At 44.7% G+C, this 20,208-nt stretch carries 17 protein-coding genes; 8 read left to right on the top strand and 9 right to left on the bottom strand.

Translation table 11 applies throughout. From position 1 onward, the window contains the following. Window positions 1-42 precede the first annotated feature (42 nt). Window positions 43-969, bottom strand: a complete 927-nt coding sequence (locus NAF29_RS17745; RefSeq protein WP_251262972.1) for a glycosyltransferase family 2 protein — start codon at window positions 967-969, stop codon at window positions 43-45. Between the two features lie 278 nt (window positions 970-1,247). On the opposite strand from NAF29_RS17745, the gene NAF29_RS17740 reads away from it, so the two are divergent. From NAF29_RS17740 to NAF29_RS17705, 8 genes are all read left to right on the top strand, one after another. Beyond that, window positions 1,248-2,438 (top strand): hypothetical protein, encoded by a 1,191-nt coding sequence (locus NAF29_RS17740; RefSeq protein WP_251262971.1) that lies wholly within the window; start codon window positions 1,248-1,250, stop codon window positions 2,436-2,438. A 30-nt stretch (window positions 2,439-2,468) separates the two neighbouring features. Beyond that, window positions 2,469-3,941, top strand: coding sequence for an MBOAT family O-acyltransferase (locus tag NAF29_RS17735; protein ID WP_251262970.1), 1,473 nt, complete (start codon window positions 2,469-2,471; stop codon window positions 3,939-3,941). Between the two features lie 14 nt (window positions 3,942-3,955). Further along, the gene (locus tag NAF29_RS17730; protein ID WP_251262969.1) at window positions 3,956-5,122 is read left to right on the top strand and encodes a hypothetical protein; all 1,167 of its coding nucleotides are present in this window, start codon (window positions 3,956-3,958) and stop codon (window positions 5,120-5,122) included. A 151-nt stretch (window positions 5,123-5,273) separates the two neighbouring features. Beyond that, window positions 5,274-6,152 carry a glycosyltransferase family 2 protein gene (locus NAF29_RS17725; protein ID WP_251262968.1) on the top strand — a complete coding sequence of 293 codons (879 nt, stop codon included), beginning with the start codon at window positions 5,274-5,276 and terminating at the stop codon, window positions 6,150-6,152. A 13-nt stretch (window positions 6,153-6,165) separates the two neighbouring features. After that, window positions 6,166-7,293, top strand: coding sequence for an AGE family epimerase/isomerase (locus NAF29_RS17720; RefSeq protein WP_251262967.1), 1,128 nt, complete (start codon window positions 6,166-6,168; stop codon window positions 7,291-7,293). Between the two features lie 77 nt (window positions 7,294-7,370). Then, on the top strand, window positions 7,371-8,207 hold the full coding sequence (locus tag NAF29_RS17715) for a sulfotransferase family protein (RefSeq protein WP_251262966.1): 837 nt from the start codon (window positions 7,371-7,373) through the stop codon (window positions 8,205-8,207). Window positions 8,208-8,306: 99 nt separating this feature from the next. Then, a complete protein-coding gene (locus tag NAF29_RS17710; RefSeq protein WP_251262965.1) occupies window positions 8,307-8,933 on the top strand; it encodes a sulfotransferase family 2 domain-containing protein in 627 nt (208 codons plus the stop codon). Between the two features lies 1 nt (window position 8,934). Then, window positions 8,935-9,900, top strand: coding sequence for a sterol desaturase family protein (locus NAF29_RS17705; RefSeq protein WP_251262964.1), 966 nt, complete (start codon window positions 8,935-8,937; stop codon window positions 9,898-9,900). A gap of 5 nt (window positions 9,901-9,905) precedes the next feature. Here the strand turns inward: NAF29_RS17705 and NAF29_RS17700 are convergent, their stop codons facing one another. The 8 genes from NAF29_RS17700 to NAF29_RS17665 are packed head-to-tail and all read right to left on the bottom strand — an operon-like array spanning window position 9,906 to window position 20,207. Continuing rightward, window positions 9,906-10,937, bottom strand: coding sequence for an acyltransferase family protein (locus NAF29_RS17700; protein ID WP_251262963.1), 1,032 nt, complete (start codon window positions 10,935-10,937; stop codon window positions 9,906-9,908). A gap of 4 nt (window positions 10,938-10,941) precedes the next feature. Further along, entirely contained in the window at window positions 10,942-12,108 is a 1,167-nt protein-coding gene (locus NAF29_RS17695) for a glycosyltransferase family 4 protein (RefSeq protein ID WP_251262962.1), read from the bottom strand. 10 nt (window positions 12,109-12,118) lie between these two features. Next, a complete protein-coding gene (locus NAF29_RS17690; RefSeq protein ID WP_251262961.1) occupies window positions 12,119-12,799 on the bottom strand; it encodes a sulfotransferase family 2 domain-containing protein in 681 nt (226 codons plus the stop codon). Window positions 12,800-12,812: 13 nt separating this feature from the next. Then, window positions 12,813-14,234, bottom strand: coding sequence for an oligosaccharide flippase family protein (locus NAF29_RS17685; RefSeq protein ID WP_251262960.1), 1,422 nt, complete (start codon window positions 14,232-14,234; stop codon window positions 12,813-12,815). Continuing rightward, window positions 14,224-15,378: a glycosyltransferase family 4 protein gene (locus NAF29_RS17680; RefSeq protein WP_251262959.1), complete on the bottom strand. Its 1,155-nt coding sequence runs from the start codon at window positions 15,376-15,378 to the stop codon at window positions 14,224-14,226. Before NAF29_RS17680 ends, NAF29_RS17685 begins: the two co-directional genes overlap by 11 nt. A 17-nt stretch (window positions 15,379-15,395) precedes the next feature. Then, window positions 15,396-17,093, bottom strand: a complete 1,698-nt coding sequence (locus NAF29_RS17675; RefSeq protein ID WP_251262958.1) for a phospholipid carrier-dependent glycosyltransferase — start codon at window positions 17,091-17,093, stop codon at window positions 15,396-15,398. A gap of 10 nt (window positions 17,094-17,103) precedes the next feature. After that, window positions 17,104-18,309 carry a glycosyltransferase gene (locus tag NAF29_RS17670; protein ID WP_251262957.1) on the bottom strand — a complete coding sequence of 402 codons (1,206 nt, stop codon included), beginning with the start codon at window positions 18,307-18,309 and terminating at the stop codon, window positions 17,104-17,106. A gap of 2 nt (window positions 18,310-18,311) precedes the next feature. Next, entirely contained in the window at window positions 18,312-20,207 is a 1,896-nt protein-coding gene (locus NAF29_RS17665; protein ID WP_251262956.1) for an XrtA/PEP-CTERM system amidotransferase, read from the bottom strand. Between the last annotated feature and the right edge of the window lies 1 nt (window position 20,208).

Genomic DNA, 20,208 nt, shown 5'->3' with positions numbered 1-20,208 from the left:
CGTCTCGCGGTTTTTCAGCGGTAAATGAATTCAATTCGGGCGCTAACTTCGCTCAGCGTGTTTCACTAAACCTAAGTGGCAGCGAATTTTTTGCCAAGCAGCATATGCATTCACGTAGTAGTAATAGCCAATGGCTTTAATGCGTGTGGATGCACTCAATTCAGCAAAGCGTTGCCAAATGACTTGGCCTTTGCGAATTGGAGGCATTAGTCCCATTAAAATGCCCGACCAACCTACAAATTTTGCCGTGTTCGGATCCGTTTTACGTCGCGCATAAGCGCCATGAGCCACGCGTCTAGCCTTGGTTTCATGTTCTGCCAGCGAGGCACGGGCTGGGTGCAGTACTTTGGCCGTATCGCTATAAATTAATTGTCCGCCAGCGGCATGCAAGCGTCGACACCACTCTTTATCGCCCCCCGACTTGAGTGCGTCATTAAACCAACCCGTCATATCAAATGCGTGTTGTGTCATGACTAAATTTGCCGTGACTGCATAGTGCTGAGTTTCAACATAAGTACGTTGCGGAAACGCTTTAATGACATCTAGTATTTCAATGGGTTGAGGTTGCTTGGGATCTGCACAGAAAATACCAACAGCGCCACCCACGGCGTCGATTGAAGAATGAACCAAACCAGCCAAGGCATGCTCTAACCACTGAGGCTCAGGAATACAGTCAGCATCAGTAAATGCGTAAATGTCGGCTTTAATAAAGCTTAACGCCTTATTACGTGCGCTATACGACCCGGGCTTAGACTCATGTAACAGAGTGAAGTTAGGGTATCGCCCTTCTAAATGTGTTGGAGGCGTTTCAGAACCGTTGTCTACCGCCACAATATGAAAACGATGGGGAGCAAGAGTTTGTTGTTGCAGCGCGTTTAAACAGAGCTCGAGGCGATCGCCATCGTTGTATACCGGAATAATGACTGCAATTTCTGAGGTGATCTCTGCAGTACAGTGCCCATGACTCATTGTCGTTTCATCCCTGTCGAACATTGGTTACATACTGTGGAAGCGCCAGTGTATCAAAAAATCAGACCGATGAATGATCCCCTCACATTCATAAACAAAGTGACGAAGAAGAAACGGCTAAAACAGCGGAATAGTACATTCCGGTATCTTGCAGGTATTTGTTAGCGCATTGTTAGAAAGTACTGTATGAGACACGAAAACGATGGTAATTTGAGCGCAAATACACATTGAAGTGAGAAACGTTTCGTTTCGCGCCTCTTTCATGGATGGACCAAGTGGTGGTTAAACCTACGAGTAAGCAATACTTGCTGATTTGGCTTAGCGTGTTTTCGCTATTACTCGCATCGATGATGAGCCTTAATTGGCTAATGGATCCCTTTCATTTATTTCAAACCGACTCAGTGACTAAATCAGCAGAAGGCTTTTTGCGTGAATCCAAACCGTGGCAAATCGTTGAGCGAAAGCCTGATGTGGTTTTAATTGGAAATTCTAGAAACTTTTATGCAACAGATGTCAGTCAGATGACTGCAACGCACGCTTATAATTTTTCGTTGCGAGGAGCGAACATCGGGGCTTTATCTGTTGCTTTTGAGCACGCAAGGTATCACGCGAAACCTCGAAGGGTATTGCTGGCTGTAGATTCTATTTGTGATGCACCGGCAAATGGAAATATGGATTTTTTCTCAAGTAATACTCAGCAAGAAATAGAAGCACACTTCAAACGATGGACTTACCTCAGCTCGTTTTCAACATTAAAGAAATCGATCAAGTTAATTGTCGATTCAACGTCTAAATCTCAGCTTTTGTACAACGAACTGGGTCAGCGAACAGAATACCCATATAGCCAATACGGAAAACTACTGAGCCAACGCGTTGATAAAAAAGAATCAGAAAAGATTAAACGTTTGCCTTCAATCCCCCGGAGTAACAATGGCCAAGGGTGCCGGACTACGGTACTAGAAAAAATTCTACTCAATGCATATGAAAGTAATATCGAGCTCATTCTCTTTTTTAATCCGCTGCATCTTCGTTACGTTGAAATCGATTACTTATCCAAGGGAGTCATTCTCAATGAGAAGGTGAAGCGAAAAGCGGTTGAATTAGTACACCAAGTGGCGAGTGATTTAGGAAAAGAGCCTTTCACCATTTGGGATTTTTTAATCGTCAATGAAATAACCGCTGAGCTGTTCGGTAGCCCCGATGCGGCTGAAGCACAATATTGGTGGGAGCCATCACATCACAAACCAGTTGTGAGCGACAGAATGCTTGCTGTGATGTCATCGGTCAACAAAGACACATCGATCGGTGTGTCTATTGATTTAAATAATTTTGAAGCGCATGCGCTTGAACAGCGTCAAAGCTATTTGAATTGGCGAACGCAATACCCAAGCTCATCATTAGAGATCGCAGCCAAGCTTGCCGAGGCAGGTGCTTTCTTTCACCGTCACAAGGAGCCGATCGCGAAGTAGTTTGTCGATCGATAGTAAGGAAGGTTAGCCATGTTGTTTAATTCATACGAATTCATATTCTTCTTTTTACCAATGTGCTTGTCGCTTTATTTTATTATTGGGCGATACAGCGCGCGCGCGGCCATCTGTATGTTGGTGGTGGCATCTTTGGGCTTTTATGGCTGGTGGAAGGCAAGCTATTTGGTGCTCATCGTTGGTTCCATGGTGGGTAACTTTTGCATTGGGCGGTTCATTGAACAAGCGTTGAAGCGGTCGGGCAGTTCGGCAAAATTGGTGCTGACGGTGGGTGTCACACTTAATCTAGCGTTGCTCGGATACTACAAATATTTCAACTTCTTTGTTGATCAAATTAACCTGCTCACAGGCAGCAATATTTACATTGCCAAAATAGCTTTGCCACTGGCTATCTCATTCTTTACTTTCCAACAAATTGCTTATTTAGTCGACACCTACCGTAAAGAAATCGAAGAGCACAGCTTTTTGCAGTATTGCTTGTTTGTCACTTTCTTTCCCCAGCTTATTGCGGGCCCCATTGTTCACCACAAAGAAATGTTGCCGCAATTTGCCAAAGCAGAAACATTTCGGTTTAACTGCTTTCATGTGTCGGCTGGGCTCACTCTATTTAGTATCGGTTTATTCAAAAAAGTAGTGTTGGCGGATGGTGTCGCCGTGTATGCAAGCCCAGTATTCGGCGCGGCCGACGCGGGGCAAACGCTCACCATGTTCGAAGCATGGACCGGCACCTTGGCATATACGCTTCAGCTTTACTTTGATTTCTCTGGGTATTCAGACATGGCGCTAGGTTTGGCGCGACTATTCGGTATTCGCCTGCCTGAAAACTTTAATTCTCCCTACAAAGCAACCAGCATCGTCGATTTTTGGCGGCGTTGGCACATGACGCTCAGCCGCTTCTTGCGCGACTATTTATACATTGCTTTAGGCGGTAACCGCAAAGGCCCTAAACGACGCTATGTGAACTTAATGCTGACGATGGTGTTGGGCGGTCTTTGGCACGGGGCAGGATGGAATTTTATTATTTGGGGCTTCTTACATGGCACATATTTAGGAGTGAATCACGCTTGGAGCGGTTTACGTAAGCGTGTGACAGAGCACCCAATCGGTAAGTTTGAAACGAGCTGTTATTGGTTAGTGACCATTGTGGCTGTCATGGTGTCTTGGGTATTTTTCCGAGCTGAAACTACAGAAGGGGCGGTGAGTATGTTGGCATCAATGACCGATGTTAGCTCAATGCTCCAACTCGATACCAAACTCGTGTCGGCGAATTGGGCCATGCTATGGTGTGCAAGCCTTATATTGATTGCTGTATTCGTGCCCAACTCGATGCAAATTACGCGTTACTTAGAAGGGAAGTTAGCCGCCTCCAACGAGAGCGGACAACTGCAATGGCCTTTGCCTGCAATGTCGGTGATTTCTGGTGCTGCAGCTTTATTTGCCATTAGTCAGATTGGCCAGTTTTCTGAATTTTTGTATTTTAACTTCTAGGTTGTGGGCAACGTATGTCTGTTTTTAAACAATACATCATTGTAATGGCGGGGGCGTTTGTCGGACTTGCATCAATGCTAATGGCTTTTAACTACCACCATGACATTCACTTTCTTTACCACTTTGGTGAAGTGAGTTCTTACAATCGAGGCTATGAGCGAGAATTCAAGCCTTGGCATGTTCGGAATGCTAAGCCAGAAGTTGTGGTGATTGGTAATTCAAGGCCCTTGTATAGCTTTGATACCACACGAATATCCAAAAAAAATTCATATAATTTCGCTATCGCGGGGGCCAACACATGGGAAACGGTTCGAAACTTTGAGCATATCCTATATACATCAGCTCCCAAACTAGTTTTTCTAAGTGTGGATAACGTGTGTTCCAATATTGCAGATAAAACTAATGTGCATGTGATGGGGAATGCCCTAAGAGAAATGCGCGCTCACTATTATAGAATATTGGCACTTCTCAACACTGAAGCATTTAATGCATGGTTGACCGACAAATTACCTAGTAACGATGAACTGTATGATAGGTCTGGAAGGAGGACTAGGTTTGAGAGCAATCGAACCATGGCTGAGGGCTTTCGGTTCAGAGAAAATAATAAAATTAAAAATAGATTTAAATCTCAATGGAGTGAGTCGTGCAATGTAAGAGCTATAACCCGCTTGTTAACACTAGCTCACGAAAACAATGTAGATTTGAAAATGTTCATTAACCCCATTCATATCCGTTACATCGAAGTAGATCATCAATTTAAATACACAGAGCAATTATTAAATATCCGTAAGAAACGCTTTGTGGAGCTGAATGAGCTGGTGGCGCAGCAGTTCGGGAAGAAGCCTTTCACAATCTATGATTTTTTAGAGATTAACGATGTGACGACTGAATTTGTTGACTTATCAAGCACTGATTTTCCCAAATATTGGTATGAATCGTCTCATTATAAAAAGAATGTTGGAGACATGATGATCGACCGGATGATGTCCAATCGTCCTGAAGGAGGTACGGCATTCGGTACTGAAATAAACACCTCTAACATCGATGCACACATACAGCAACAATGGGCCTTGTTGTCGGAGTGGCGCACCAAGTCACCGCACGTAGTGAACGATATTCGTCAAAGTATGGAACGCATAGGACAGGAGCTTGGAAAGCAAGTACCTCAAAAGCCAAATTAAAATAATGTTAGAAATTAATAGCGCGTCAAAACCAAGATTACCTGCTTTGGCAGGAAAATAATGCTGATATTGTTGACGCAATTTCGAGTAAAATGCTGCAAGCCAAACGTTCACTTCAGCAGTGAGCGTGATAATACCAAGGAGCTTAGGTGTGCCAAAAGTCTCAGTCGTGATCCCCGTTTTTAATGATCGAAGTGCCATAGAACAAACGATGGGGAAGTTGCGAGCACAAACGTGTTGCGCTGAAGATTTCGACGTTTTTGTAATCGACAATGGCTCCACTGACGGTTCAATTGCTTGGTTAGAGCAGCAGTCAGATCTTACTTTAATTAAAGAGCACCAACACTTAGGCAGCCCTTACTCGTGCCGAAATCGCGGCATTGAACAATCATGCAGTGCCGTTATTGCTTTGCTGGATTCTACCTGTATTCCCGACGAAACTTGGATTGAAAAGGGCCTCGCTTACTTAGACTCTCAACCAGAATGTGATTTATTTGGTGGGCAAGTATTGTTCAACTATGAAGATAAAATCACCGCAGGCAAGTTTTACGATTCGGTCACCAACGTCCAAATGGAAAGTGCAATTAGAGGCCGCCAAGCCGCTAAAACAGCAAACTTGTGGGTCAGGCGTACAGTATTTGATCGCATTGGAATGTTTGAAGAAAGTGTGCGCTCAGGCGAAGATATGCGCTGGACCGGTTTTTGTTCAGAGCAAGGACTCCGGTTAGATTACTGTGAGACTTGCACCGTGTATAAATACGCGCGCCCAACCATGGAGCTACTGAAAAAGCAGGTTCGTGTGGGCAAAGGCCAAATACGACTGTGGCGTGAACAAAACAAAGTAAAGCCGATGGTATTGAATGCGTTAAAGCGCGTATTTCCGGCAAAACAAAAGAACATTCGCAAGCTGGTGGCTAAAAATAAACAAGTTGAATGCACTGGTAACCTGTATTTTCGAGTTTATTGTGTGGCCTATTTCAGCGGTCTTGCAACGTTATTCGGTAACCTCCTTGGGTTATTCAAAAAGTAAAAGGATTTAAGTCATGATGGATTCCATCCTTCATCAAGTGGCAGACAAAGCATTAGACCAATTAAGTGCTCAGGGCTACGTCGAAGGCGGCCACAACGGTCCCTACTTCGACCCAGAAACCCCGGTACGTAATACCGCGCACTGGGCCACTACATTTGCCGTGTTGTTTAAGAAACAAGGTGACGAGCGTTATCGTAAAGCGGTTGAGCAATGTATTACATATCTAAAATCTAATGCCGCTCGGCCTATGCAGTCGGCTTTTTTTTGCCGCACTAGTGTGCGTAAAGACTTTTCCAATGGCACTATTGGCCAGGCGTGGGCAATTGAAGGTTTGGTGTCGGGTTACCAAGTCACAGGCGATGAAAACTGTTTAGAATTGGCCAAACAAACTTTTTTGTTACACGTGTTTGATGAGCGCCTTAACATCTGGAAAATTCGCAATGTGGACGGCAGCGTCCGTGGCTTTGACATGACATTCAATCACCAATTGTGGTTAGCCGCTGCGGGTTATGTGTTGTTGTCGGTGGTGGATGATACTGAAATTCGACGCCAATGCGATGCCTTTATGAGCGCCTTACCCGAACGTTTGCGAGTCTATTCCAATGGGCTGATCAAACATGATTTGGTCAACACGCCTACAACCATTAAAAAAATTCGAGCGGTGGTCGATCAGGTGCAGCAAAGTTACCGCCTCAAGAAAGCTGGGAAAACCAAACAATACAAAGAGAATGGGTATCACCTCTTTAATATTTACGCGTTTGCCTTAATTAAGGAATTTGGCGGCAATGTAGAGTTTATGAAGTTACCTGCATTTCAAAAAGCGCTGGCTTATTGTGGATCCGATGAACTCTACGCGTGGCAAGAAGAATCCAACCGCAAAATTGATTACAACAACATGAAAGGTGTCTCACACGATACCATTAATATATATGGTTATTCATACAATGCGCCGGGCTTCGAATTGCCTTACATTGCGAAAGTGTTTGCCACTGAGCTACCCGCTCAGAATGACCGAATTAAAACCATTATAGAAAAACAAATCGAGTGGACTTACGATGCCGAAAAGGCATCTTTTAGTCGCAACACCGAGGATGAAAACACGCTCAACGCGCGACTTTATGAATACGTGCGAGCACTATAAAAAGGCTGACCAACCTGAAGTGTAGGTAAGTAGTAGGCAGCTGTTGAATTTGTTAAGGACTACAAAGGAAGCAGACTATGTTGCCAGACATAATTGTGATTGGAGCGATGAAATGTGGAACGTCTAGCCTTCATCGCTATTTAGATGTTCACCCAGATATTTCAATGTCTAAAAAGAAAGAAGTCGACTTCTTTATCGACCGAAAAAATTGGACGAAAGGGCTGTGTTGGTACCAAAACCAATTTCACGGAGAAGCCAAGCTGTATGGTGAAAGCTCTCCGAACTACACCATGTACCCCACATTTCAGGGGGTACCAGAGCGCATGCACAGCGTGGTACCCAATGCCAAATTGATTTACGTGGTACGCGACCCCATCGAACGATTAGTGTCGCATTATCAGCACCAATGGTATGACGGTCGTAAGAGTCAAACGTTGGAGCAAACGTTGAATAGCAAAGAACGGAATCACTATTTAGCAACCTGCAGCTACTACAACCAGATTGAACAGTTTTTAAAGTTTTATCCGGCATCGCAGTTGTTGGTGTTGTCAGTGGAACAATTAAAGTTAGATCGCGACCTAACGATGCATCAAGTGTTTGAGTTTTTGGGCGTAGACCCAAATGTCACCTTGGATAATTTGGAGTCGGAGTACCACAAAACATCCGACAAAGTTCGTGTGACGGGGCCATTGAGCTTCCTGCAATCGAAGTCAGGCGCAGGGCAAGTGTTTCGCAAAACCGTTCGTGCCATTGTGCCGAGCAGTATGTTGAAAAAAGCAGGCCAAATACTGACTAAAAAGCCCGATGTGGCACTAAGCGAAACCACATTGCAAAGCTTGAAAGACGAGCTAAAGCCCGACGTGGAAAAGCTCAGAGCTTATTCAGGACTATCGCTTGATAAATGGAGTGTCTGAGCTTGGAGAACACCAAGTGAAAGGCAAAATGACTCACTTGAGATTTGAGACTGAATTATGTTGATGTTGGGAACCGTAAAATGGAAGCTGCGCAGGTGGATGCTCAACCATGGAGATTTGTTTCCCTATCGCCGTTATATGACGCAGCACTCATGCATATTTGTGCATGTACCTAAAGCAGCGGGAACTAGCGTTTTAACTGCCTTAAGCAAGCCTGGGCAACAAATTCGACGGGATCATTGCACAGCAATCGACTTTCTAAGAGCAGATCGAAAGGCGTTTGAAGCATCGTATAAATTCGCTTTTGTTCGGCATCCGGTATCGCGGCTTTATTCTGCCTTTCAATACTTACTGACTGGCGGAAATGGCACAACAGATGCTCAAATAGCCAAAACTCTCAACGACCAATATCCAACATTTGAATTGTTTGTAATTCAGTATTTAACACCACAAATGCTTCATAGCCATTTGTTGTTACGGCCTCAATTTGCTTTTTTGTGTGATGAAAACTTAAACATCATGGTGGATTACATTGGGAAGTTTGAGCGTCTCAGTGGCGATTTTGAAGTGATTCAAAAGCGACTCAAGCTTTCACAGGGTGTGCCTCACGTGAATAAAGGCAAAGCGGATAAGTCAAAGGAAACAATTTCGCCTGAAGTTATTCAACGAATTCAGACCCTTTACCAATTGGACTTTGAGATTTTTGATTACGCGATGGAGGGCTAATATGGCAACGGCTAGTTTTTCACGTACGCCAATCAAGTGGATTTTTGGTATTGCTAGCTTGTTTGTTGTGTTCGCTATCGGAGCGATTATTTATAAGGTGATTAATGAGGGGCTTGGACAGCAACTCGTTGAGCGAGAATCTCGCTTGTTCATCAAATATTTCTGGACCAATACGTTTGGAAGTTGGCAGCTATACGCGGCATTTGCGATCGTGTTTTTGGTCCAAAAAATTATTCCTGTGCAGAAGGGAGAGCTTTTTGGACGTCACATGAAAATGGATCTGTGCTGGACCTTAGTTTGGGTCGCAAACATGTGTATTTTGATTCCGATCTATTGGTACGGGTTACAGAAAGTGTTTCATCCTTTGGGTGTTTGGTTTGCATCTTTGGAGATCGGTTTGAGCGGTTGGATTGCCATCGTGTTGGGCTTCTTGGCGGCTGATTTTATGGGGTGGCTGCATCATCTTATTCGACATAAAGTGCGAGCATTTTGGGAGTTTCACAAAATTCATCACTCGCAAACCTATATGAATCCATTGACGACCACGCGTGTTCACCCTATTGATCAAGTGGTGGCTCGGACTATTAAAATCATTCCAACACTATTTTTTGAAAACGGCTTAGGTATTGCCTTAGGGTACTTGGCATTTCATGAATTGCATGATCGCTTAGTCCACTCCAATATCAAAACGAACTTAGGACCCCTGAAGTACGTATTTGTGACTCCTCAAAGTCATCGCGTGCATCATTCGGGAGAAAAAGAATACTATGATATGAATTTTGGAGTGTCGCTCAGTGTTTGGGATCACCTATTTGGTACTCAGTGTCGTAATTATGATGTTTATCCGACGACCGGCATCCCAGATCCCAATTTCCCGTGTGAAAGCAAATCCGAAAAGCCGTTATACAAACTTCTTTGGCAACAATTTGTCTATCCATTCAGCGGTAAAACAGAAAAGCTCAACTGAAGAGCCTAATTGACAGTTGATTTCCTGCTTTTGATATAGCGCCGCACTTTTTCTACAGGATGATCAATACCGTAGATTAAGAATAGGCTTACAAAACATAGCGGAATAAGCGAAATGGCCATTAGCTCTATACTCGGCCGAGCGAGAAGAATATCGAATTGTGATGCTATGTAAACTACAGCAAGCCCAACTTGGTAATGAGTTAAGTAAATCGGGTAACTAAAGTCTCCCATGACTTTATCGATCTTCGGACGGATGCCTTTGATTGATTTTCTGTCCACTAATGACAGGAGCATCAGAAAACAGAGCCAGAAATTCGTACCAAAAAATAGCCCCTTTTGGTCGTTCATTAGAAAGCCCAATAGCCAGTTCACCAAGATACCGGTGAAAATCAAATGAGGAGCATATGTTGCCTTGAATAGCGGTTTAAAAAGGTCAATGGAGCTGAATTTGCGCTTGGTATGATAAATAAGTGCACCGGCTGAGAATGGCAATGAAGCCGCAAAAATTGAAAAGTAGCGATGCTCCCATGACCAATTGTTCACATATGCGATCACGTGATAAATAAGGCTCAGTACGAACCAGGCATAAACGATTCGCTTAGAGCGAGACAAGCCTAGACCAATCAAAATATAAAAGAATATTTCAACTGTTAGAGCCCATGCTGGCGGCGTGAGCCTTGGTGCCTCTTGAAAAGGGAAAAACAAAAAGATATTTCTAAACCAATCGGCTGCATTGCCTGGCATATCAAGAGATTTTAGGTAATTCGTGCTGAACTCGTTACCCACAATAGCGATCAAAGCGATAGACAGAGCGACGGAAAACCAATAACTAGGAAAGATCCTTAAAAACCGGTTGGCTGCGTATTTGCGAACCCCTTGGATTGAGTAGCCGTATGACTCTTGCATGATCAATGTCATCAAGTAACCGCTGAGCATGTAAAAGCCAAAAACAGCGTAACCGCCCATCACTTTAAATCCGCCCAAGTGAAGAGCGACTACCATCAATGCGAGAAGAGTTCTGTAGGTTCCAAACATACTTTTACTGGCTCACTTCGTTATATAGTTTTTGAATCAACTGACCCGTTCGTTCCATATTATTCAAACCTAAGACGGTGTCACGAAATGCCATGAAATCTTGTTCAGAGTAATCTTCCTGATGGTGTAGCCATTGTTGAATCGATTCTGCTAAGGCCTTTGGAGATTTTTCTTGGACAACTTGAGCAAATTGGGGGTGCGGTGAAGGAATGATTTCTTTCATACCTCCGGCGTTTGTCATGATGACCGGAAGACCAATTGCGATAGCCTCCAAAATAGCAACTCCAAACGTTTCGGCTTGCCCATTCTTCCCCGTTGAGGAAGGGTGTACATATAAATCGGTTTTGCGCAGTGTTGATGCTACCTTTTGATGTGAGACAAGACCTAAGAATCGAACCCGATCAGAAATTTGTAATTCTTGAGCGAGATTTTTCATTGAATTAAATGCCTCACCATCTCCAATGAGTTGCAAGTACACATTACTGACTCCGACTTTATCAAGCTCGCTGATTGCTCGGATTAAGTCTTCTTGGCCTTTCCAGTTTTCAAATCGACCTACGTGAGTGATGACAATTTGATTTGAGTCCAGAGCCTTGTTTGTGCGTAGTTGAAATAATTCGGGGTTAAATCCATTGGGAACCACTCGGACTTGAGATTCAGGTAAAGAAAACACTTTGATAGCATGTCGGGCCAAATAATTACTAGGGCAGGTAAACAACGTCTTTGCTTTGGCGAGGGTTTGAATTGTTGTGATGTAGTCGGGTGCTATTTTATTCGCTAAGAAGACATCGTAACCATGGAAAGAAACCAGCGTTGGAATTGATAGGTTATGCGCATCTAGGAACTTTTGATGGAAGTATGCTGAATTACCGAAATGGCAATGTACGACGTCTGGTTTACGTTCGGAGATTGTTTTGAGCCAATGGCCAAAATGCAAGTTAGGGGCTCTGCCGCGCAACTTACTGATGTAATTTTGAATTTTTCTGCGCCATACGGGGAGACCTGTCAGCGATACCTGTTTTATTGGAATATTTGTTTTATCCGCGTTGCCCATTAGACCGTGAGTTACGATCAATGACTCATCTAAACGCTTATCTAAATATTCGGTTAAATCGAAGATAAAGGTTTGAGAAGGCGGTAAATACTTCGCTGTGTGGTGTATGACTCGCATGTGCAATACCTTAGAAAGAGTAGTCGAAATGCTTCAAGTCGTCTTGATACATTGTGCTGACCAACTCTTGCAACTCACTATCGTAAAATTCTTGATAGCTTATTTTTTTTGCCTTCTGTTGCATGCCCAAACTGCTTTTTACTTGCAGCCAAATAGATTTTTGTTTGGCTTTGGATTTATTGTTATGAGGCAACTCTAATGAAGGTAAGTTAAGCGCACTACATACCTTTGAGAAATCACTTTGAATGCTTTCAAACTTACCCACAAAATCAACAAGACAGTTTCCTTCTGAGTCATATACATAACGTGACTGTGGAACAATATGCCTAAAGTCATTGGTCATTTCACCTGCAGGTAAGTGCTTCAATACAAAATCTTTGAAATTGTATTGTGAATCTAAGTTACGGTATCTGTATTCCGATACGAGGCGATCAAAAGGATTTCTAACAAAGGCGAACTTGTAGTATTGGTCAAATGCGTCTTGCTCCATGTAATCAAACTTTACGTACTCATCAGCATATAAATGTGCGAGTCTCTCAGGCCCTTTGCTCAAATCGTCATTGGGTCTAAGCAACAGGGGTGCGCGGCCTTCCCACGTCAGTCCGTTTTGCTCTAAAAATACATGTTCAACACTTTGTCCTGCGGTTTTAGGAATGTGAACAAATACGCACTTGTGTTTGTGACTGATCATGGAATGACTCCGTTCATTGGATCGCGTTTTTTAGTGAGTTCGCGGTTTGAGTAATAGGGTTTGATGTTTTTAGAGCAATGCCTAATATGCCAATCCAGATAATCGCCAAGCCCGTAGCTTGAAACCCAATGTGAGTTGGCAACAGCCATAACGCGAGCAATGCAACAGCGCTTAGCACGACGCAAGGAACGACTAAAGACGCAATTAGTCGTGTGACTGAAACTGGAATAATGCGACGGACAAGCATCACTTGAGAAAGTGGAAATAGTATTGCTTGAAGCGCTATTAAGCTAACGCACACCGTAAAAATTCCGTATTGAGATGAAATTGTCATGACCACTGCACTTAAAGGCAGTAGGCAGGCGTTCCATACAAAACCGTACTTGGTGCGGCCAGATGACTGAGTGACAGGGCCAATGAGTGTGGCTCCAGCAACTCGAATTAACCAGAATGTTGCGAGCAAAGATAGAATCATGTGGTGATCGACATACTTGTCGCCATATACCACCGAAACAATCGGCTCTGCAGCGATAATTAGAGGTATATATACAACTGCTAGTGTTGCTGAAAGTAGCAGGAAAAATCCCTCATACATGGCTTTCGACTGCTGAATCGAATCTCGCACATGTCCTAATGCAGGCAGCGCAATGCGATTGATGATCGGCTGAATTGATTTCGCTGGACGAGAAGCTAACTGTTTGATGACGTGGTAGATTCCAAAATCAGAAATCGATAAGGTGCCTGCTAAAATGATGCTGTCGAGTTGACGACGAGTAATGTTCATCATTTGTCCGCCAACGGCATATACACCATAGCGTGCGGCGTCTTTGCCAATGGTGCCGTCCCACGTCGCGGTAAAGTTAGCTTTTCTACTGAATAGTATTAAGCATCCCAGAAAGCGCAGCAGAGAATAAGTTAAAGCCGATACTACGAGACAATACAAGCCGAGCTTAATGGTCATCATAGCGACGCTGAAGGCAATGATGCGGCAAGCAATTTCGAGCTTTGCGAGCACAGCATGTTCAAAATTCTTTAATGCAATAGCTTGGTACTGTGACGAAATTGCAGATGTAATGAATAGTATACTCATGATGAGCAGTGGTTGACCAAGCTCGGGGTAACCGTACAATTTCAGTAGCACAGGGCTCAAAAGATTGAATAGCAAAAAGCAGCCAACACCAAATAAAGCGGCTAGCCAAAATACAGTGCTTCTCTGCTCGGCTGTGAGGTCTTTGCGGTAAATGAGGTAACTCGAAATACCACCCGTGGCAAATGCGGTAAAAATCTCTACGAAGAGGTTAATGACGGCAAATTGGCCAAAAATTTCAGATTCAAAAAAACGCGTCAGGATTGAAAGCTGAAGTAACACGAGCCCCGAATTGATAATTGTTGAAATGGTGGTCCATTTCGTTGAGCGGCCAAGCTTACTGCTCATACAACCTCTTTGCATGCGCAACAATGCGTTCAGCGTTTGAATCCCATGTGAGCTTTTTCTCAGTAATGGTCTCGGCTGCTCGGATTGCGAGTTGTTCGCGCAGTGTGGCGTCCTCGCATAACTTGGCGAGTCCTTCACCGAATGATGCTGGCGTTTCTATATCAAACAGCAATGCATTGTCTTCATGCGTCAGCAGTTCTTTAATATTGGGCGAGTTGGGAGCAAGAATAACTTTTCCCATAGCTAGATACTCAATCATTTTTAAAGGTGAAGCGTACGCGACTACATCGGGCTGCAAGGCAATTTCGATGGTATTGAGGTATTTGGGCATATCAGCACGTGATACCAAGCCTGTTGCATGCATTTGATCCGACAGCCCCAAAGCTTGAGCTTGTTGTTTTAACGGCTCGATGGCGGGACCATCGCCAATCACAATGAATACTAAATTCGGGTTGTTCATGGCTGCCATTGTGTCCAACACGCGATCTAGACCATGCCACTCGCGGCAAAACCCAACAAACCCAATGACCAGCTTGCCTGCTAAGTTGATGGGCAGATTAGGGGCCGCTGTGACTTCGCCAAAGGAGTCTAAATTGATACCGTTGGCTATCACATCAATTCTGTGTTCGGGAACATTCACTTCGCGGAGACTGTCGGCCAGTACGTTGGTCACCGGCAACGTGATGTCGGCTTGGTTCCAACAGTATTGTTGCGTCCATTTAGCCAATGCATCGAGACTGATGCCGTTGAATTTCTTACGCTCTTGATATAAGGGTGCGTTTACTTCCAAAATCAGTGGCACTTTGAACAATTTGCTGGCCCAAATGCCAGACGGCAAGAACAGGTTATAGCGTTCGTAAATAACGTCGGGCTTGTGTTTGATAATGGCGGCTGCGAGTTTGAAAAAGTCGTAAAACGCATATGCGAATTCGAGTAGCTCGTATACAAAACCGGGTAACTTGGCTTTTAAATCGTCGACCCAACCGCCACTACTACCGAAGTCAGAGCCTTCAGCAACTTCCGGTGCGACCATAACAATGTCATGCCCCTGCTTGGTGAGAGAATTGATGATCTCTTCAATATGCACGTATTGCCCATCTTTAGAGGCAATACGATGGTGGTAGAGAATCTTCAATGCGTTCATGCTTACAGGGTCCTTGTTCATTCTGCGGGTGTTGCGTCGAGGTACGTGAGGCGGTCGGTATGTTCGCGGTTCACATCAATTAACAACATATCTTCGGGGTCGAGTGCTTCATCGGCGGTATGCACTACTTTTTGCCCAATATAATTTTGCTCAAGCCCTAGCAGTATCACAACTTGTTTAATGGTATTGAGAATACCGTAGCTGATCGATGATGCAGGGTTGGCCACCAGTATTTGCTTGTCGCCATTGATGGCCATACTTTCAAGCGTAGGATACTGAACCTTGTAACGGCGGTTGTGATAAAGGTATCGGTTTTTGTGGATGAGCGCGTAGCCACCTGCCCATATGAAATCGGGATTCACCTTGGAGCGGCCCGACTGCATATTGTGATGCACGATGGGTTGTACACTGAGGTGTTCCAGTTCACCAAACTGCTGTACAGAGCGAAGGTAGGTGTACGTGGCTCTATCGGTATACACCACTTTGATATCGGGTTGGTCAGAGAGTTTCTTAACCGCTTGCTGGTATGTGAGTCCCACTTCGTTGCCAATATCGTTCAGTGGTAAAAACGCCACCATCGAAAGTACGAGTATGGCTTGCGGAAAATATTGTTTGAACTTACTGCTGTAGCTGATTTGAGCTAGAAAGTACGCCACAAAAATAGAGCAAAATGGCGCAATCATGATTAAGTAACGCGCCAGTTGAGATTTGTTGTTGAGCTTGCCGGTGGTGAGGAATTTAATCAGCCCTTTGGGACTTGTACCAAACTGTAGCCACCCATAAAAAATAGCCGAAGACACCAATGCGATGATAATCACAGCAGGCAATTTTTTCTTTTGCAGCAGCAAGCCAATCACTGCCGCAACAACAAAGTAGAAATACAGGCCAAAGTTATAGAAGGTGACAAACATCGCCTTCAGATATGTCCATAACTCGGCATGACCGTAGGCTTTATTGACCGCCATTTTAGTTGATTTGGCGGTGACCATATCGGCGCGGTTAAAGAACTTACCCGTTTCTGAGTAGTACACCAATATGTCTTCGTATAGGAAGAACAACAGTACGAATAACAACACCCAGGCCATGTCTTTCCAGCGTTTCAATAAGGCGAACGCAAAGGCATAACCAAAACAAATAAACACAGCTTCAATTTTCACCATATAGGCAAAAAACAAGCTCATAAACAACAAGCCCAAGATTAGGGGGGAAAGGCTATTACGGTCTTTGTTATGAATGGCGCAGACTAAAATAAAGAAAGATACGGCCACCCAAAAAGCAAAGTAAATTTCTGGGTAGTTACTGGCTCCGTATTGAACAAACACCGGCATTAGGGTGGTCATTGCTGCGGCAAATAGGGCGAATGAGAGACTTAGTCCTATTCTGCGAGCGGTGAGATAACACACGGTGGTAATACCCACGGATAGCGCAATGGGTAGAAGCGATATTTGTTGTAAGCCAATGCCAAATACGGAAAAGACGCCAGCGATAGGCATAATCATGCCAAACCGCGCATTGTAGTGGCCCGTAGGAAGATACATGCCTTCATTCAAAAGTCGAATCGCATTGGTGATGATGACGGCATCGTCTGAACCGGCAAAGCCTAGCGCATAGGTTGAGCGGAGCACAATGCAGAGCAATGCAAGTCCGAGCAGGGCAAACCAGTCGTTTCGACCTAGGCTGAGCGACTGAGCGCTAAGAATGTTGGGCGTTGTCATAGTTAATCCATTAAGAAACAGTTTTTTTGCCGCTGGCAATGGTGTTCTCGAACACGCCTTTGAGCAAGTCTACGGTTGCTTGCCATGAAAATTTTTCAGCGTGTTGACGATAATAAGCGCGATTAGACGGAGCACTGAGACGTTGTTGAATGGCGTGGCCAAGGGCGTCGCTTGAGCGAGGCGCTAAATATTGTTGATCGGACTCGGGTAAAACCTCGGGCGTTCCCCAAATATTGGTGGCGACCACCGGTGTGCCGCAGGCCATTGCTTCGAGCAATACGTTGGCCCAACCTTCTCGGCTTGAGGCTAGTACCAAGCAATCAGCCGATTGATAGTATTGAATCATCTCAGGTTGGGTCATTTCACCCAGTAACTTGACTTTGTGCTCCAAGCCTAGCTTTTTGATTTGTTGTTCAAGCGAATTTCTCATTTCGCCTGCCCCTAAAATCCAAAGCTCACAATCGTCAATGTGTTGCATGGCGTCAACAATCAGGTGATGCCCCTTGCGCTCAACGAGGTGACCTACCGACAAAATCATCTTGCTAGATTTGAGCCCCAACTTTTGTTGCTGCGCTGTTTGCTGATTCTCATCGGCGTAGGCAAATAGCTCTAAATCAACGCCATTGCGAGCCACCACAGCATTGTGTTTTGGCGCACCTAAGTCGTCTTGCATGGTGTCCATCAGCGCTTTGCAAACCGCCAGATTATGAGTGGTTTTTTGCAATACGAGTTCGATTTTTTGACGTGCAGCGGGAGACTGCTCTGGAATGAAATTGATATCAGTGCCACGGGCTGTCACGTTAAAAGGTACTTTAAGTGTGCGGCACGCGCGTTCGAGAGCAACGCCGTCGGGGTAGTAGTAGTGGCCGTCGATCATTTCAAAATCAAAACCGTCTGCTTTGATTTGTTCAGCAGTGGTTCGTATGGCGCGGGCAAAGCTTAAAGGCGTCAGCTGCATTCCTACCTTAGGTACCACCAAATATCGAGGATGATAGACCTCGATTCCGTCAATGACTTCAAATGCAGCTGCTTTGGCAAAGCGGCCGTACTCGCCAAACGTATCAGATGCGATTGGAAACCATGGTACAGGTGCAATGACTTTAATCTCAATCTCGGGATAGTGTGCCCGGAGTTGTTTCATGCGGTGATGCACAAAGATGCCATGTTTTAAATTAGCGTTGTTCGGATAGAGTGAGCTGACGACCAAGACTTTCATGATTAATCTGCCTTCTGACGAAGGAAACCTTCAAACATGTAAAGTTGCCAAAGCATGGTTTCGTTATTGGCGACTCCTGATTGGTGGTCGGCAATGGCTTTTTTAATGGTGTCGGCTTGGAAGTGACCGCTATCGAGCATTCTTTCGGATAGTAGGCGCTTACTTAGTTCGCCCTTTAATTCATTTCTAAACCATTTAGAAACCGGCACACTAAAGCCCATTTTCTTACGATACAAAGTGTCGTGAGGTACGTGAGGTTCAAGCTGCTTTTTGAACAAGGCTTTGCCTTCGCCGTCTTTTAAGTTCATCGATGAGGGAATGCGCCATGCCCATTCAATCAATTTATGGTCTAGCAGCGGTACCCTAACTTCTAATGCGTGCGCCATGCTTGCGCGGTCAACTTTTGTGAGAATGTCATCGACCAACCACGTTTTGAGATCTAAGTACTGCACCATTTTCAACGGGTCATCGGTGGGCGCTTGCTCAGCATACTTCGTGAAATGCGAGCTCATGTGGTGACCATTTAATTTGTTTTTCAATGATTGTGAGTACAGCTTACTGCGGTTAGCGTCTGATATTTTCGACACGCTATGGCAATACGCGGATGCGCTGTCCATGGCTAACGACTGAAACGTGGTTTTTGCGCGGAATATTTGCGGTGCCCAATCGGCTTTTGGATAGAGTTTGCCGAGCGGTCCAAATACGGCTTTGCGAAAGCTATATGGCATTTTCGAGCGTAGCTTTTCTTCTGCCATATGAAATTTATGGCGTCGATAACCCGCAAAAATTTCATCACCACCATCGCCAGACAAAGCCACAGTGACGTGTTTACGAGCAAGTTCACACACGCGATAAGTGGGGAGAGCTGAAATATCGCCATAGGGTTCGTCGTACAAGTCGATTAGCCGATCGATGATCGAGAAGTCGTTTGAGTCGACCACTTGCACATGGTGGTCGGTTTTATAGCGATCTGCGACTTGCTGAGCAAATTCTGTTTCGTTGAATTCAGGTGAATCAAAGCCAATTGAGCACGTTGTAATTGGCGCATCCTGACTTTGCGCCATCATCGCAACGACTGCACTGGAGTCTACGCCTCCCGACAGGAATGACCCAAGTGGCACATCTGCAACCATTCTAATTTGAACGGCTTCTTTGATGCGCTCCATGATTTCTTCTTGTGCTTCTTTTTCGCTCAGTTCAGGATCGGAGCTTGGCACGTCCCAATACTGGCTTATGCGAGGGCGCTTATCGGCTTGCAAGAACATGGTGTGTCCTGCAGGCAATTTGTGCACGTTTTTGAAAATAGTGTCGGGCTCTGGAATATAACCAAGACCAAAAAAGTCTTCGATAGCGCTAGGGCGAATTTCTTTATCAAGTTCTGGGTGCGCCAAAATGACTTTAAGCTCAGACGCAAAATACAATTGACCGTTACTCAATTGGGTATAGAACAAAGGCTTGATACCTAGGCGATCACGGGCAATGAATAAGGTCTTTTTGAGCTTGTCCCATACGGCAAAGGTGAACATGCCTCTAAAGCGCTCCACGCATGACTCACCCCAGGCAAGCCATGCATAAACGATGACTTCGGTATCGGATGAGGTGACAAAGCGAAAGCCATACTGCTCTTGCAGTTCAGTGCGTAGTTCTCGGTAGTTGTATATTTCACCATTGAATACGGTGACAATATTGCCGTCTTGGCTGAAGATCGGCTGGTGGCCACCGGCCAAATCAATGACAGAAAGTCTGCGGTGGGCTAAGCCGATATTCGGAGCGACGAAGAAACCTTCATCGTCTGGGCCACGGTGTGATTGTTCGCGTGTCATTTTGGCAAGCAGATCTTGATCAATGACAGGATCGCGACGACTATCTAGTTGGAATACTCCGGCAATACCGCACATA

This window comes from Echinimonas agarilytica (genome assembly GCF_023703465.1).
GTDB lineage: Bacteria > Pseudomonadota > Gammaproteobacteria > Enterobacterales > Neiellaceae > Echinimonas > Echinimonas agarilytica.
Note: the sequence above shows the minus strand (reverse complement) of the source record. Positions and strands in the feature narration are given on the sequence as shown.

Excerpts from the sequence above, each read along its gene's own strand:
- NAF29_RS17730 (WP_251262969.1), top strand. The coding sequence starts at position 3,956 with ATGTCTGTTTTTAAACAATACATCATTGTAATGGCGGGGGCGTTTGTC.
- NAF29_RS17710 (WP_251262965.1), top strand. The coding sequence starts at position 8,307 with ATGCTCAACCATGGAGATTTGTTTCCCTATCGCCGTTATATGACGCAG.
- NAF29_RS17705 (WP_251262964.1), top strand. The coding sequence starts at position 8,935 with ATGGCAACGGCTAGTTTTTCACGTACGCCAATCAAGTGGATTTTTGGT.
- NAF29_RS17720 (WP_251262967.1), top strand. The coding sequence starts at position 6,166 with ATGATGGATTCCATCCTTCATCAAGTGGCAGACAAAGCATTAGACCAA.
- NAF29_RS17735 (WP_251262970.1), top strand. The coding sequence starts at position 2,469 with ATGTTGTTTAATTCATACGAATTCATATTCTTCTTTTTACCAATGTGC.
- NAF29_RS17715 (WP_251262966.1), top strand. The coding sequence starts at position 7,371 with ATGTTGCCAGACATAATTGTGATTGGAGCGATGAAATGTGGAACGTCT.
- NAF29_RS17680 (WP_251262959.1), bottom strand. The coding sequence starts at position 15,378 with ATGAACGCATTGAAGATTCTCTACCACCATCGTATTGCCTCTAAAGAT.
- NAF29_RS17700 (WP_251262963.1), bottom strand. The coding sequence starts at position 10,937 with ATGTTTGGAACCTACAGAACTCTTCTCGCATTGATGGTAGTCGCTCTT.
- NAF29_RS17675 (WP_251262958.1), bottom strand. The coding sequence starts at position 17,093 with ATGACAACGCCCAACATTCTTAGCGCTCAGTCGCTCAGCCTAGGTCGA.
- NAF29_RS17685 (WP_251262960.1), bottom strand. The coding sequence starts at position 14,234 with ATGAGCAGTAAGCTTGGCCGCTCAACGAAATGGACCACCATTTCAACA.
- NAF29_RS17665 (WP_251262956.1), bottom strand. The coding sequence starts at position 20,207 with ATGTGCGGTATTGCCGGAGTATTCCAACTAGATAGTCGTCGCGATCCT.
- NAF29_RS17670 (WP_251262957.1), bottom strand. The coding sequence starts at position 18,309 with ATGAAAGTCTTGGTCGTCAGCTCACTCTATCCGAACAACGCTAATTTA.
- NAF29_RS17690 (WP_251262961.1), bottom strand. The coding sequence starts at position 12,799 with ATGATCAGTCACAAACACAAGTGCGTATTTGTTCACATTCCTAAAACC.
- NAF29_RS17695 (WP_251262962.1), bottom strand. The coding sequence starts at position 12,108 with ATGCGAGTCATACACCACACAGCGAAGTATTTACCGCCTTCTCAAACC.
- NAF29_RS17745 (WP_251262972.1), bottom strand. The coding sequence starts at position 969 with ATGAGTCATGGGCACTGTACTGCAGAGATCACCTCAGAAATTGCAGTC.